Raw genomic sequence first — 14373 nt, forward strand, 5'->3', positions numbered from 1 at the left:
TCATGGCGAGCTGTGCGTGGGAGGGCTCCGGCCCTGCCGGGTTCCATTCCCTGGTCGACCAACCTGCGTATGGTTCGCCACCCAACTGCTTGGTCGCAGTCGTGGCGAACTTCCAGTCCCCGAATGGAGCTTCACCATGCTCAAAGAAAACCCGAATCCCCCGCAAAACGACGACGTTTCCCCCTACGAATCCCTCGACTCCAAAAAACTCCACGATGCCGCCGAGCGCGCATTGGATCACTACCTCAACCCCGCCGCCCTAAAATCCCCTGCCATCCGCAAACCCAGCACGATGTTTTTGATTGCTCCGGATATCAAGGACGAAGACCTGCTGGCCCACACCTGCGAGTCATTGGCCCAGGCCAGCGTGATGGCGAGCGACTTCGCGGACTATCTGGAAGGCCCGCACCGGCACAAGGCAATGGCGATTCAGCAGATCGTGATGCTGGCTGAACTGGCGGCGAACCGGATGCTCGATAACGTCGCCGTACCCAAACCTGCGCCACACTGCTGATCCCCTGTAGGAGCGAGGCTTGCCCGCGAAGGCGGTGTGTCATTCAACATCAATGTCGTCTGACACTCCGCCTTCGCGAGCAGGCTCGCTCCCACATTGGGTCGTGTCGGGCCTGAATTTATTTGCCAGCGTCCTACAGCCGTGACTTTTATGGAGGATGATTCCGACAAGTTCTGGCGGTTGTCTTGTCGGAAGCCAGGGGGATAGGCTTTCGGAGTCGCTGCACATCAGCGACCGGGCGTCGCGGCCTGAATCAGCTTACTTGGTGCATAATCACCCGCCTCAACCGACCAGCCTTATGTGCTTGTCGTTTGGTCTTATGGTGGCTGTGCGCGGGATACCCTCGGGTATGCCGGGTTTCCAAGTAGCTCGGTCCGCGAACCTGCGTACAGCTGCCACCTACCATCGCGTCGCGGCGATCCGTGGGGGCTCCATTACTTACTTGGAGCTTCACCATGTTCAAAGAAACCCCGAATCCCCCGCAAACCGACGACGTTTCCCCCTACGAATCCCTCGACTCTAAAAAAAAACTCCACGATGCCGCCGAGCGCGCATTGGATCACTACCTCAACCCAGCAGCCCTCAAATCCCCTGCTACCCGCAAACCCAGCACGATGTTTTTGATCGCCCCGGATATCAAGGACGAAGACCTGCTGGCCCACACCTGCGAGTCATTGGCCCAGGCCAGCGTGATGGCGAGCGACTTCGCGGACTATCTGGAAGGCCCGCACCGGCACAAGGCAATGGCGATTCAGCAGATCGTGATGCTGGCCGAACTGGCGGCGAACCGGATGCTCGATAACGTCGCCATCACAAAACCTGCGCCACACTGCTGATCCCCTGTAGGAGCGAGGCTTGCCCGCGATGGCGGTGTGTCATTCAACATCAATGTCGTCTGACACTCCGCCATCGCGAGCAGGCTCACTCCTACAGTGGAATGTGGGTATCTGCAAGAGATTGGTCGGCTGTCAGGCCGCCTTCGCGAGCAGGCTCGCTCCCACATTTGGATTGCGTACATCTGTCAGAGATTGGTCGGCTGTCAGGCCGCCTTCGCGGGCAAGCCTCGCTCCTACAAGGGGTTCGGTGTAAACGCTTCGCTCTTCACCACTCATCAGGCCGAGCGTTAGCTCGCCTGCAGCTCTTGATCTTGATCCACCCGCCCCGTCGGGAGGCTGAGTGGAGGTGTTCATCCGGGGAGTGGCGCGCAGCGCCGTTCGACGCAGTCGAACACGCTGCATGTAGGTCGTCGCGAAGCAGACCGGAGGGCAGTGTCCCCGGATGGATACCGGAGCGAAGGTACGCCGAGCCTTAGCGAGGGGCCGGACGCTTGGGGCGAGACTTTTTGGTTCCTTTTGGCTGGGCCGGCACTCCGGGCGTTTGACAAAAGGGACTCGCCGTAAGGGCGAAACCATAAGTGGCCGTTGCCGCAGAAACGGATATGTACCCAACCCCCAAGAACAGGGTCGGCCCAAAGGCCGCCAAGTCAAAAGCACCTGTCCAAACCCTGAACACACACCCAGAAATATCCTGCCCCATTGAAACCACCCCCCACCTGCCCCATCTAAGACCCATACCCCATTGCGCAGGTGCCCCATGAGCGACCAGCAAGAATTCCCTGAAGACCCGAGCGAATACGCCGACCCAGAGAACGCCGAACACCATTCCACCGGCAAAGGCCTCGCCCTGCCCGGCCAGAACCTGCCGGACAAGGTCTACATCATCCCGATCCACAACCGCCCGTTCTTCCCGGCCCAAGTGCTGCCGGTCATCGTCAATGAAGAACCGTGGGCTGAAACGCTGGATCTTGTGAGTAAATCCGATCACCACTCCCTGGCCCTGTTCTACATGGACACGCCCCAGGAAGATCCGCGCCATTTCGACACCTCGGCCCTGCCGCTGTACGGCACTCTGGTCAAGGTGCACCACGCCAGTCGCGAAAACGGCAAACTGCAATTCGTCGCCCAAGGCCTGACCCGCGTGCGCATCCGCACCTGGCTCAAACACCATCGCCCGCCGTATCTGGTGGAAGTCGAATACCCGCACCAGCCCACCGAGCCGACCGACGAGGTCAAGGCCTACGGCATGGCGCTGATCAATGCGATCAAGGAACTGCTGCCACTCAACCCGCTGTACAGCGAAGAGCTGAAAAACTACCTCAACCGCTTCAGCCCCAACGATCCGTCGCCGCTGACCGACTTCGCCGCCGCCCTGACCTCGGCCACCGGCAGCGAGCTGCAAGAAGTGCTCGACTGCGTGCCTATGCTCAAGCGCATGGAAAAAGTCCTGCCGATGCTGCGCAAGGAAGTCGAAGTTGCGCGGCTGCAGAAAGAGATTTCCGCCGAAGTTAACCGCAAGATCGGCGAGCATCAGCGCGAGTTCTTCCTCAAGGAACAACTCAAGGTCATCCAGCAAGAGCTGGGGCTGACCAAGGACGACCGCAGCGCCGACATCGAACAGTTCGAGCAGCGTCTGGAAGGCAAGGTGCTGTCGAGCCAAGCGCAGAAACGCATCGAAGAGGAAATGAACAAGCTGTCGATCCTCGAGACCGGTTCGCCGGAATACGCCGTCACCCGCAACTACCTCGACTGGGCGACTTCGGTGCCGTGGGGCGTGTACGGCGAGGACAAACTCGACCTCAAGCACGCGCGCAAGGTGCTGGACAAACACCACGCCGGCCTCGACGACATCAAGGACCGCATCCTCGAATTCCTTGCGGTCGGTGCTTATAAAGGCGAGATCAGCGGTTCCATCGTCTTGCTGGTCGGCCCGCCGGGCGTGGGTAAAACCAGTGTCGGCAAATCCATCGCCGAATCCCTCGGCCGGCCGTTCTACCGCTTCAGCCTCGGCGGCATGCGCGACGAAGCCGAGATCAAGGGCCACCGACGCACCTACATCGGCGCACAACCGGGCAAACTCGTGCAAGCGTTGAAAGACGTCGAAGTGATGAACCCGGTGATCATGCTCGACGAAATCGACAAGATGGGCCAAAGCTACCAGGGCGACCCGGCCTCGGCGCTGCTGGAAACGCTGGACCCGGAACAGAACGTCGAATTTCTCGACCACTATCTCGACCTGCGGATGGACCTGTCGAAAGTGCTGTTCATCTGCACCGCCAACACCCTGGATTCGATTCCCGGCCCATTGCTGGACCGGATGGAAGTGATTCGCCTGTCGGGTTACATCACCGAAGAAAAAATCGCCATCGCCAAGCGTCACCTGTGGCCCAAGCAGCTGGAAAAGGCCGGCGTGTCCAAAGGCAGCTTGAGCATCAGCGACAGCGCGCTCAAAGCCCTGATCGACGGTTATGCCCGTGAAGCCGGGGTGCGCCACTTGGAAAAACAGCTGGGCAAACTGGTGCGCAAAGCCGTGGTGAAGTTGATCGACGAGCCGAAAGCGGTGATCAAAATCGGGCCGAAAGACCTGGAAGCCTCGCTCGGCCATCCGGTGTTCCGCAACGAGCAAGTGCTGTCCGGCACCGGCGTGATCACCGGGCTGGCCTGGACCAGCATGGGCGGCGCAACATTGCCGATCGAAGCCACGCGCATCCACACGCTCAACCGTGGCTTCAAACTCACCGGGCAACTGGGCGACGTGATGAAAGAGTCGGCGGAAATCGCCTACAGCTATGTCAGCTCGAATCTGAAGTCGTTTGGCGGTGATCCGAAATTCTTCGACGAAGCCTTCGTCCACCTGCACGTCCCGGAAGGCGCCACCCCGAAAGACGGCCCGAGCGCCGGCGTGACCATGGCCAGCGCCCTGCTCTCGCTCGCCCGAAACCAGGCGCCGAAAAAAGGCATCGCCATGACCGGCGAACTCACGCTGACCGGGCATGTACTGCCGATTGGCGGGGTGCGTGAGAAGGTGATTGCGGCGCGGCGCCAGAAAATCTTCGAATTGATCCTGCCGGAGCCGAACCGTGGCAGCTTTGACGAACTGCCGGACTACCTGAAGGAAGGGATTACCGTGCACTTTGCCAAGCGCTTTGCGGATGTGGCGAAGATTTTGTTCTGAATGAATGTTCGCCATCATGCCTGCACTGCAGGTGTGCTGGCGAACCACTCTTATTCCTAATAAAGCTAAGTAACTGTCAGACATGACAGTTACCTCCTATTGAATTGATCGCCAAACTTCCCACTCGAGAATGGCTCATCATCAAAAGGAATTAGCACATGACCACAGATAAAATCAGCCCCTCTACCGAAGAACTGTTCGCCTTGGATGGCAACATGACGTTCATGGGGCCCGGTCGGCTTGAGTTCAGATCGAATGATCTGGAGATTCGACTTTTAATCCTGAACGAAACGACGATTGGTTTTTATCAGAACCGGAACCGTCCTGCCGAAAAGCACCTGTCGTTTACTTTCAGCAAAGACATTAAAAGTGGCACTCACGAACTTGCGCAAGCGGGCCCCTTCCTCGCGGCGAATTTCCATGAAGTGCTTAACAATCAACTGGGCATGCAATCCCCCGAGCATTACAAAGCAACCAAAGGCACGGTAAACCTGGTTCTTTTGGACAACTCACCTGATCAAACCAGTCATATTGTCACTGGTTTCAATCTAACTCTGGAGTCGTCGACTACCGGTAAAAGCATTGATCTTTCCGGAGAATTTCAAAGCCACATGACTTACACCACGGCGAAATAGGCCTGACTGCACCTCTACGGGCGCTGAACAGGTACCAGAAGATCGCGCCCGTAGTCCCTTCCGTCACAATTTGTCTCATCTTCAGTTATGCTCGCCGTTCGTCGTGAATGCCGGAGCCACTGACCTTATGTCCCCCACTCGCCTGTTTGTCCCCCTCGCCCTCACCTTGCTGGCCGCTTGCGCCACGCAACCGAAACAGAACGTGACCGTGGAAAAACAAGGCGAATGCCCGGTGCAAATGCACAATGGACAGAACCTCATCCTGACCCTGCCAAGCAACCCGACCACGGGTTATCGCTGGTCGATCCAGGATTCGGCTGGTGGTGTGCTGCATGCGCTCAGCCCCGAGGTGTATAGCAACCCGGAAGACGCCGGGATCGTCGGCAGCGCCGGGATTTCGACCTGGCGCTTCCAGGCATTTGCCACCGGTACAGGCCGCTTGCGCCTGACCTACTCACAGCCATGGGCCCCGGAAGTGCCGGCCGTGAAAACCTTCGATTGCGCGATTGCGGTTAACTGATCGTGGGCTGGCTGATTCTGGCGCTGATGGGCGCAGTGACCTTTCTGTATGGCTTGAGCGTGCACGCTGCGCTGCTGTGCCTGCTGGTCAAACCGTTGCCGGTCTTGGCGCTGCTCGGCTGGCTGCACGACGCACCGCCCACTGAGTATCGGCGCTGGATCAGCCTTGGATTGATTTTTTCCCTGCTCGGCGATGTGTTGCTGGCGTGGCCGGGGGATTTGTTTGTGTTTGGCCTTGGGGCATTTCTGGTCGCCCACCTGGCGTATCTGAAAGCTTACTTGAGCGATTGCCGGCGGTTGGCGTTGTTGCCCTTGGTGATTGCCTTGGGAGTTGGCGCGGTTCTGTTGGGGATTTTGATTTCCCACGGACTGGGCCCACTGTTGATTCCGGTGATCGTCTACGGCTTGGCCATCAGTGCGATGCTCTGGCGGGCGCTGGCCCGGCTCGGGACCGACGTGCCGAAACGATCGGCGCTGCTGGCGGCGGGTGGCGCAGTGGCGTTTGTGTTTTCCGATAGCGTGATTGGCATCAGTCGCTTTGCGGTGCCATTCAATGCGGCGCCCTACGTGATCATTCTCAGTTACTGGCTGGGGCAATGGGGGATTGCGGCGTCTGCGTTTGGACCGAAACCGCGTTGAATTCGTCAGACAACCCGCGCATCCCCCCGTCAATTTGGCTAAAATGCCGGCCTTTTCCACCTACGCCGCTGGAACCGCCGTGAGCAAAGAACCCGATCGCCTTTTCGCCCAGCCTTTGGCCCAGGTGCCCGACTTCGCCTTTAACGAGGACGTGGTGCGGGTGTTCCCGGACATGATCAAGCGCTCGGTGCCGGGTTATCCGACCATCGTCGAGAACCTCGGCGTGCTCGCCGCGCAATTCGCCCAGCCCAACAGCGTGCTCTACGACCTCGGCTCGTCCCTGGGCGCCGTGACTCAAGCATTGCGCCGCCACGTGCGCACCGACGGTTGCCGCGTGATCGCTGTGGATAACTCCGCCGCGATGGTCGAGCGCTGCCGTGAATACCTCAACGGTCAAGACTCGATGTTCCAGGAGTTGCTGCCCGTGGAAGTGATCGAAGGTGACATCCTCGCCCTCGAATTCCAGCCCGCCTCGGTGGTGGCACTGAACTTCACCCTGCAATTCATCGCCCCGGACCAGCGCACCGCGTTGCTTTCGCGCATCCGCCAATCGCTGCTGCCTGGCGGTGCGTTGATCCTCTCGGAGAAGCTGCGCTTCAACGACCTCGAAGAACATGCGTTGCTCACTGATTTGCACGTCGCGTTCAAACGCGCCAACGGCTACAGCGAACTGGAAATCGCCCAGAAGCGCAGCGCCATCGAAAACGTCATGAAGCCCGACAGCCTCGAAGAACACCGCGAGCGCCTGTTGGCAGCCGGTTTCTCGAAAGTCGTGCCGTGGTTCCAGTGTCTTAACTTTGCCTCGTTGATTGCCTTGCCATGATTGATCTGTCCCCCCTCGCCCGCCGTCTGGCCGGCACGCCGCTGGCCGAATGGGCCAACACCCTGCAAGCGCAACTCGACAAGAAAATGGAAAAGGGCCACGGCGACCTGGAGCGCTGGCAAAGTGCGCTGGATGCGTTGCCGAAGATTCAGCCGAGTAAAGTCGACTTGTTGAACGGTCTGACACTGGACACCGATTGCGACCCTGAGACCCGCGCGCAAATGCGCACCGCGTTGATGGGGTTGTCGCCATGGCGCAAAGGACCGTTTGATCTGTTTGGTGTGCACGTCGACACGGAATGGCGTTCGGACTGGAAATGGTCGCGGGTCGCGCCGCACCTGGACCTCAAGGGCAAACGCATCCTCGATGTGGGTTGCGGCAATGGTTACTACATGTGGCGCATGCTCGGTGCTGGCGCCGACAGTGTGATCGGTGTCGACCCGAACTGGCTGTTCTTCTGCCAGTTCCAGGCGGTGCAGCGTTACTTGTCAGAACCCAATGCCTGGCACCTGCCGTTTCCTTTCGAAGACCTGCCACCGAACATGGAAGGCTTCGACACGGTGTTTTCCATGGGCGTGTTCTACCACCGTCGTTCGCCGATCGAGCATTTGCTGGCGCTGAAGGATTGCCTGGTCAAGGGCGGTGAACTGGTGCTGGAGACGTTGGTGATCGAAGGCGATCAACAGCAGGTGCTGGTGCCGGAAGACCGATATGCGCAGATGCGCAACGTGTGGTTCCTGCCGTCGGTGCCGGCGCTGGAGTTGTGGTTGCGACGTGCCGGGTTTACGGATGTTCGCTGTGTCGACGTCAGCGTGACCACGGTCGAGGAACAGCGCGGGACGGAGTGGATGAAGTATCAGTCGTTGAGTGACTTCCTGGATCCGGACGATCACAGCAAAACGATTGAAGGACTGCCGGCGCCGATGCGTGCCGTCATCGTGGCCCGTAAGTAAATCTATCAAACACCGCATAACCCTGTAGGAGTGAGCCTGCTCGCGATGGCGGTCTGACAGTCACATCAATATTGACTGTCAGACCGCCATCGCGAGCAGGCTCACTCCTACATTGGGCTTTGTGTTTATTCAGTAGGCTTTACGCGTCTAGCCTTGAAAAACTCGCTGAGTACCGCCCCGCATTCCTCCGCCAACACCCCGCCTTCAAACAATACCCGGTGGTTCAAGAAGCCCTGGGTAAAAAACTGCCCCTGACTCTGCACAATCCCGGCCTTGGGCTCCAGCGCGCCATACACCACCCGCGCAATCCGTGAATGCACGATCAGCCCTGCGCACATGCTGCACGGTTCAAGGGTTACGTACAGCGTGCTGCCCGGCAGACGATAGTTGCTGGCGGCCAAGGCTGCGGCGCGGATTGCGACCATTTCGGCGTGGGCACTCGGGTCGTTGCCGCTGATCGGGCAATTGAATCCGCGACCGATGATCTCGCCGTTCTGCACCAACACGGCGCCCACGGGCACCTCACCCAGCGCCGCGCCTTGTGCGGCCAAGGCCAGGGCTTCGCGCATGAAGTCGCGGTCACGGCTGCGGTCGATGATCGCGGCGGGACGTATCTGACGCATCAAGCCACCTCGATAGCGGCCATCAGGCCGGTTTCCATGTGATCGATCACATGGCAATGGAACATCCACACGCCGGGGTTATCCGCCACCAGCGCCACTCGTGCGCGCTCGTTCTTGCCCAACAGGTAGGTGTCGGTGAAGTACGGGATCACCTTGTGCCGGTTCGAGGCGATGACTTTGAAGCTCATGCCGTGCAGGTGAATCGGGTGCTGATACTGAGTCATGTTCTTCAATTCGAAAATGTAGCTCTTGCCCTTTTCGAGCTTGGCAATCGGGCGGTCGGCGCAGGTCTTGTCCGTGATGTCCCAGGCCTTGCCGTTAATCTGCCACAGGCTCGGCGGCTTGCCGTTGTCGACGTTGACCGACACCGAGCCCACCCATTCGAAATTGAAGTTGAGTTTCTCGGCATTGGCCAGGTCGGGCTCGGCCACCGGGTTGGCCGGCAGGGCAGCGGGCCATTCGGTGGGTGCATCGGTGTTGGCCACCGAGCGCAACGTGCCCAGGCGAACCGGGCCGTTGCGCAGGGACAGTTCTTCACCGGCGGGCGGCGCCTTGATCGCCAGGCAGATACGCATGCCCGGTCCGAGCCAGTATTCCTTGCCCAGCGGGCGCGGCTCCACCGGATTGCCATCCAGCGCGTAGATCTGCGCTTCGACGCCAGGAATATTGAGGCGATAGGTCAGGGTGTTATCGAGGTTGAGCAGGCGCACGCGGGTGATTTGCCCGGCGGGCAAGTCGATCACCGCTTGCGAGACACCGTTGATGGTCGACAGCCGTCCCGCCGTGCCACCCCGGGCGGCTTCGCGAGGAATGCTGAAGGCCACGAAAGCCCCCTCTTCATCGACGTGCCAGCTCTTGAGGCTCAGGGTTTTCTCGTATTTGAAACCGGTGGGCTCACGCTCTTCGACGATCAGCGGGCCGACGAGGCCGCGGCCGAGCTCTTCGCTGCTGTTCACATGCGGGTGATACCAGTAACTGCCCGCGTCTGGCACACGGAATTTGTAGTCGAAGTACTCCCCAGGCAGCACCGGCAATTGCGAAACGTACGGGACACCGTCCATTTCCAGCGGCAGGCGGATGCCGTGCCAGTGAATGGTGGTCGCCACCGGCAGATGGTTGATGAAACGCACCCGCAACCATTCACCCTGACGAACCCGCAACTCGGTGCCCGGTGCCGAAGGGCCGAACGCCCAGGCTTCGGTCTTGTGCCCGGCGACCAGTTCGACGTCCAGCGGTGCGGCGATCAGCTCATAGTCATGACCGGCGTCAGCATCAGCCATCTTGCCCAGCCAGTACCGCGACGCGCCCCCCGCTCCGACACCAACGACAACAAGACCGGCCAGGCCACCGAGGATTTGGCGACGGGTAAAGGACATGAACTCAACTACCTCACGTATCAGCGACAGGCCCGAGGGCCTGTAAAAGGCGAATACGATACACCTGCGGATGAGAAACAGTAAGGGCGACCGAGGGCCGCACATCCCCCTGAAGGGAATCGGTTATGGCTGCAGGCCGGTAATCAGATGTACCACCCCGTCATCCAGCATCATGACGCCCGGCACACCTGCCACACTCAATGCCTGCCGATCCATCCGCGCCACATCCCGCAACGCCACCCGGACCCGGGTCAACGCTACAGGCTGCTGAGACTTGAGGTTATCCACGCCACCCAGTGCGTCCACGACATTCGCTGGCAACCCGGACACCGGCTGAACAACTGCCTTCGGCTCCTCCGCCACCAGATCCGGCGTCAACGCTTTCCAGAAAGCCCGCTGCATTTTCTCGAACATGTTCAGTTCTCCAGAACCAGTGAAGTATCGACCGTGGCCTCGTGATACAGGCGTAATGCCTCGCGTACCTGTCCGGCACTTTCCAGGCCCAGCACTTGCTGGGCGATGGCCTGACAGTCCATCAGGTCCAGCTCACGAACCGCTGCCTTGATCGACGGAATCAACGGCACACTCACCGACAGTTCATCCACCCCCAGCCCCAGCAACAGCGGAACGGCCAGCGTCTCGGAGGCCATCGCGCCGCACACACCGACCCATTTGCCGTGGGCGTGCGCGGCCTTTACGGTGCTGGCAATCAAGCGCAGCACCGCAGGATGAAAGCTGTCCGCCTGACTGGCCAGCTGCGGGTGATCGCGGTCCATGGCCAGGGTGTATTGCGTGAGGTCGTTGGTGCCAATGGAAAAGAAATCCACCTCGGGTGCAAACAGGTCCGCCATCAGTGCCGCCGCCGGCACTTCGATCATGATGCCCAGCTTGGGCAGTTCCGTGAGGCCCAAAACCAGCGCCTCTTCTTCGAGCAGTTGCCGAGCCAGGCGCAACTCCGACAGCTGCGAAACCATCGGCAGCATGATGTGCAGGCGAGCGAGCCCGGCACTGCCAAGGATGGCCTTGAACTGATCGCGCAACAGCTGCGGGCGCTCCAGGCACAAACGAATCCCGCGCATGCCGAGGAAGGGGTTGGTTTCGCTGTCCATCGGCACGTAGGCCAGCGGTTTGTCACCGCCGACGTCCAGGGTGCGCACCACCAGATTGCGCGTCGACCCGAGTACTTGGGCGATGGCGTTGTAGGTAGACGCCTGCTCGTCATGGCTCGGCGCATGGTTGCGATCCAGATAGAGAAACTCCGAACGGAGCAAACCGACGCCCTCGCCTCCCAGTGCCATGGCCTGCTCGGCTTCGGCCAGCGAAGCGATGTTGGCCGTCACTTCAAAATGGTGACCGTCGCGAGTGCAGGCGGCCAGTGTTGCGTGCGCCAACTCATGCTGCCGGCGTTGCTGTTGAAGCTGGCGCTTGGCTTGCAGCTGTTCGATGGCCTGCAGATCCGGATCCAGCTGCAACTCGCCCTTGTCGGCATCGAGCAACACCTGGGTTCCATTGACCAGCGCCATCACTTGTACCGGCAGTCCGCAGATCGCCGGCAAACCGAACGCCCGGGCGAGGATCGCGACGTGGCTGGTGGCACCGCCACCCACCGTGGCGAAACCCAGTACCTTGCGGGTATCGAGCCCGGCGGTCTGCGACGGCGTCAGTTGTTCGGCGATCAGGATCGCCCCTTCAGGCAGCTCCATCACCTGATCCCGTACGCCGAGGATCTGCTTGAGCACCCGCTGGCTCACATCGGCGAGGTCCGCAGCCCGCTCCGCGAGCAGGGCGTTACCCAGGCTCTTGAACAAGGTGGCTGCTGACTCGGTGGCCGAGCGCCACGCAAACCCGGCGCTTTTGCCTTCATCGATCAATACGTGAGCCACTTCCAGCAAACCAGGGTCTTCGAGCAGCTCCTGATGCGCCTTGAAAATGTCGGCCTGCGCGTCGCTCTTGGCGTTGTCACGCAGCTGTTGCAGGGCCACCAGTGCTTCGGCCAGGGCACGGGACAGATGATCGCGCTCCACCTGCGGTGTTGAGCCGAGTTCATTCACTTCCAGGTTTTGTTCGGCGATCTGTACCACTTGGCCAAACGCCGACCCGGGTGATGCACAAACCCCGCGCAGCACCGTCAGCGATGAAGCCTCGACCGCACTCACCTCAACCTGCATCGGACCCGCGACCACTTCACCGCATCCAGTCAGCAGCAGTTCGGCCAGCGTCTTGATCGCCGCTTCCGCATCCGGACCGGCCGCGCTGACTTGCATGACATCACCGTGCGCCGTCTGCAACGCCATGATCGCCACCAGGGATTTCGCGTTCGCAGTCTCCTGCTTTTTATGCAGGTAGATGCTCGCCGAAAAAGCTTTTGCCGCCTGGGCGAATACCGCGGCTGGACGGGCGTGCAAGCCGTTGAGGTTGGCCAGCGTCACCGGTTTTGAAAACAGCGTTTCGGCCGCTTCGGTTAGCGGCGTATCGCTTGTCTGCTCGACAAGGTTCAGGCTCAGCAGCGGCTGGCCACTGTCTACCAGACCCGTTTCCGGCGCCAGCCAGGTGAACGGTTCTCCACTGACCACCAGCATCAACGTCAGCAGGCTGCGGGCATTCAATGCAACAAAATCGGCATCGAACTCGATCAGCGCCTGCCCAACGTCAACCTGCTGGCCTTCCTCCACCAGCCGCGTAAACCCGTTTCCGGCCAGGTTCACCGTGTCGAGGCCGATGTGCATCAACACCTGCACACCCTTTTCGTCAGTGATGCTGACGGCATGCCCACTGGCCTGCACATTGCTGACAACCCCGGCCAGCGGCGCGCACAAGGTCGTTGAAGTCGGGTCGATGCACAGCCCGTCGCCGATGACCCGGCTGGAAAACACCGGGTCGGGCACGAGGTCCAGTGGCACCAATACGCCTGACAGGGGGGCGTGCAGTTGCAATTGTTGGGGTGTGGCCATGACGTCACCTGCTGTTTTGTTCTTTGAAGTGCCGATGGAGCGCGAGGCTCCGACAGCATCGCTTATTTCCACCAATACTCGACCTGCAATCCGACATTCGCACCGTGCCGCGCCGTGCCGAAGGCGCCGGTATCGGACAATGCCGAGCCCGCCGCCAGTTCATTGGCTGCCCGTTTGGCCGCCTCGTTCCAGCTGGCATAGGTGTAATACAGACGCACTTCGGGCCGCGCCCAGAATTCCGGACCTTTGGGCGACCATGTCGGGGCGAAGGTGAACTTGCTCAGCTTGCGCGTGCCGCCCGCAGCTTCGACCTGATCGTGGCCCAGTTCGGTCACCAGTTTGAACTGCTCGGTGATCGCGTACGCCGGACGAATTCCCAGGGAAATCCAGTTCTGATCGGCCCCGTCCGGGCGAATGTCCTTCTGGTAAACCGCCTCGACTTGTCCGCCAAACCGTGGCGTCACTTGCCAGTCGAAGAACTCCACCACCCGGTAGCTTTTGTTGCTGTCGTCCAGCTTTACGTTGCCGGTATAGCCCAGCCCGGTGCCGGGGCCTTCGCCGTACTGGAAGGCCAGTTTGTTCTTGCCGCCCAGAAAACCTTTTTGCACATGCTGTGCGGTGATTGCCCAGCCGCGGTGTGCGTCGCGGCTGTCGGGTTTGTCGATGTAGCTCAGTCCGAGTTCCAGTTCACCACCGGGGTTGGTGTGGAAACCGGCGACGTTGAAATCGTGACGGTTGATGTAGTCCTTCTGATACAGGTTGTCCTTGCGCGAGAAGGCATAGCTGTATTTCAGATCGCCGATCAGCACATCCTCGATACCACCGCCCGTGGCGCTCTGGTTCCAGTAGTAGAAGTCGGAGATGTGGATGTCGTTTCGCTTGTAGTAACGCCGACCGGCCCACAGCGAACCGCCGTTGAGGCTCGGCATGTTCGACCACTGCGCGTACAACTGCGGCATGCGCACCGAGCCATTGTCGCCATTGAACGTCAGGTCCTTGTCGTACTGGTTATACAGAGAAGCCATGCCGTCGACGCTCAGCACCGAACCATCGTCCAGGGTGTACAGGTCCTGGCGAAGTTCAAGCTCACCGTACTGCTCACACTCGTTGCCCAAGCGGTATTTGGTCTGCGCGCCGGGCAGTTGGAAACACTGTTGTTTTCCACTGTTGACCGATGTCCCGACGCCGCTGCGCACGTAGCCGCCGAACTCCAGGGCCTGCGCTGACAACGGCAACGCCAGGCATAAGCTCGCGGCAGCAAGGCTGCGATTTAGTGTTGTTTTCAAGAACCACCCCATTATTTTTATTGTGTTGTTCCGCAAATTCGGC

Annotated in this window: 13 protein-coding genes; 8 read left to right on the top strand and 5 right to left on the bottom strand. The window is 60.2% G+C overall.

Annotated elements, in window-relative coordinates; translation table 11 throughout:
• Nucleotides 1–136: 136 nt before the first annotated feature.
• The 8 genes from JIO00_RS23560 to cmoB all read left to right on the top strand — a co-directional run bounded on the left by JIO00_RS23560 (nt 137) and on the right by cmoB (nt 8094).
• Complete coding sequence (locus JIO00_RS23560) at nt 137–514, top strand: DUF6124 family protein (protein ID WP_200666933.1); 378 nt, start codon at nt 137–139, stop codon at nt 512–514.
• 455 nt (nt 515–969) lie between these two features.
• Nucleotides 970–1350 (top strand): DUF6124 family protein, encoded by a 381-nt coding sequence (locus JIO00_RS23565; RefSeq protein ID WP_200666935.1) that lies wholly within the window; start codon nt 970–972, stop codon nt 1348–1350.
• Between the two features lie 757 nt (nt 1351–2107).
• A complete protein-coding gene (gene lon, locus JIO00_RS23570; protein ID WP_010457788.1) occupies nt 2108–4525 on the top strand; it encodes an endopeptidase La in 2418 nt (805 codons plus the stop codon).
• A 158-nt stretch (nt 4526–4683) separates the two neighbouring features.
• Nucleotides 4684–5160, top strand: coding sequence for a hypothetical protein (locus tag JIO00_RS23575; protein ID WP_145308466.1), 477 nt, complete (start codon nt 4684–4686; stop codon nt 5158–5160).
• A 127-nt stretch (nt 5161–5287) separates the two neighbouring features.
• Nucleotides 5288–5680 carry a protease inhibitor I42 family protein gene (locus JIO00_RS23580; RefSeq protein ID WP_010457792.1) on the top strand — a complete coding sequence of 131 codons (393 nt, stop codon included), beginning with the start codon at nt 5288–5290 and terminating at the stop codon, nt 5678–5680.
• A gap of 2 nt (nt 5681–5682) precedes the next feature.
• Nucleotides 5683–6318 (top strand): lysoplasmalogenase, encoded by a 636-nt coding sequence (locus JIO00_RS23585; protein ID WP_042933023.1) that lies wholly within the window; start codon nt 5683–5685, stop codon nt 6316–6318.
• A gap of 43 nt (nt 6319–6361) precedes the next feature.
• Nucleotides 6362–7141 (top strand): carboxy-S-adenosyl-L-methionine synthase CmoA, encoded by a 780-nt coding sequence (cmoA, locus tag JIO00_RS23590; protein ID WP_154501569.1) that lies wholly within the window; start codon nt 6362–6364, stop codon nt 7139–7141.
• The gene (cmoB, locus tag JIO00_RS23595; protein WP_200666937.1) at nt 7138–8094 is read left to right on the top strand and encodes a tRNA 5-methoxyuridine(34)/uridine 5-oxyacetic acid(34) synthase CmoB; all 957 of its coding nucleotides are present in this window, start codon (nt 7138–7140) and stop codon (nt 8092–8094) included. The genes cmoA and cmoB overlap by 4 nt, the downstream gene beginning before the upstream one ends.
• Before the next feature lie 125 nt (nt 8095–8219).
• On the opposite strand, the gene tadA is transcribed toward cmoB, so the two are convergent.
• The 5 genes from tadA to JIO00_RS23620 all read right to left on the bottom strand — a co-directional run bounded on the left by tadA (nt 8220) and on the right by JIO00_RS23620 (nt 14330).
• The gene (tadA, locus tag JIO00_RS23600; protein ID WP_010457801.1) at nt 8220–8717 is read right to left on the bottom strand and encodes a tRNA adenosine(34) deaminase TadA; all 498 of its coding nucleotides are present in this window, start codon (nt 8715–8717) and stop codon (nt 8220–8222) included.
• A complete protein-coding gene (locus JIO00_RS23605) occupies nt 8717–10093 on the bottom strand; it encodes a multicopper oxidase family protein (protein ID WP_083375818.1) in 1377 nt (458 codons plus the stop codon). Before JIO00_RS23605 ends, tadA begins: the two co-directional genes overlap by 1 nt.
• A 123-nt stretch (nt 10094–10216) precedes the next feature.
• On the bottom strand, nt 10217–10507 hold the full coding sequence (locus tag JIO00_RS23610; RefSeq protein ID WP_010457805.1) for a PTS transporter subunit EIIB: 291 nt from the start codon (nt 10505–10507) through the stop codon (nt 10217–10219).
• A 2-nt stretch (nt 10508–10509) separates the two neighbouring features.
• Complete coding sequence (ptsP, locus tag JIO00_RS23615; protein WP_200666939.1) at nt 10510–13044, bottom strand: phosphoenolpyruvate--protein phosphotransferase; 2535 nt, start codon at nt 13042–13044, stop codon at nt 10510–10512.
• A 62-nt stretch (nt 13045–13106) separates the two neighbouring features.
• Nucleotides 13107–14330, bottom strand: coding sequence for a maltoporin (locus JIO00_RS23620; RefSeq protein ID WP_200666941.1), 1224 nt, complete (start codon nt 14328–14330; stop codon nt 13107–13109).
• Nucleotides 14331–14373: the final 43 nt, after the last annotated feature.

This window comes from Pseudomonas sp. SW-3 (genome assembly GCF_016615645.1).
GTDB lineage: Bacteria > Pseudomonadota > Gammaproteobacteria > Pseudomonadales > Pseudomonadaceae > Aquipseudomonas > Aquipseudomonas mandelii.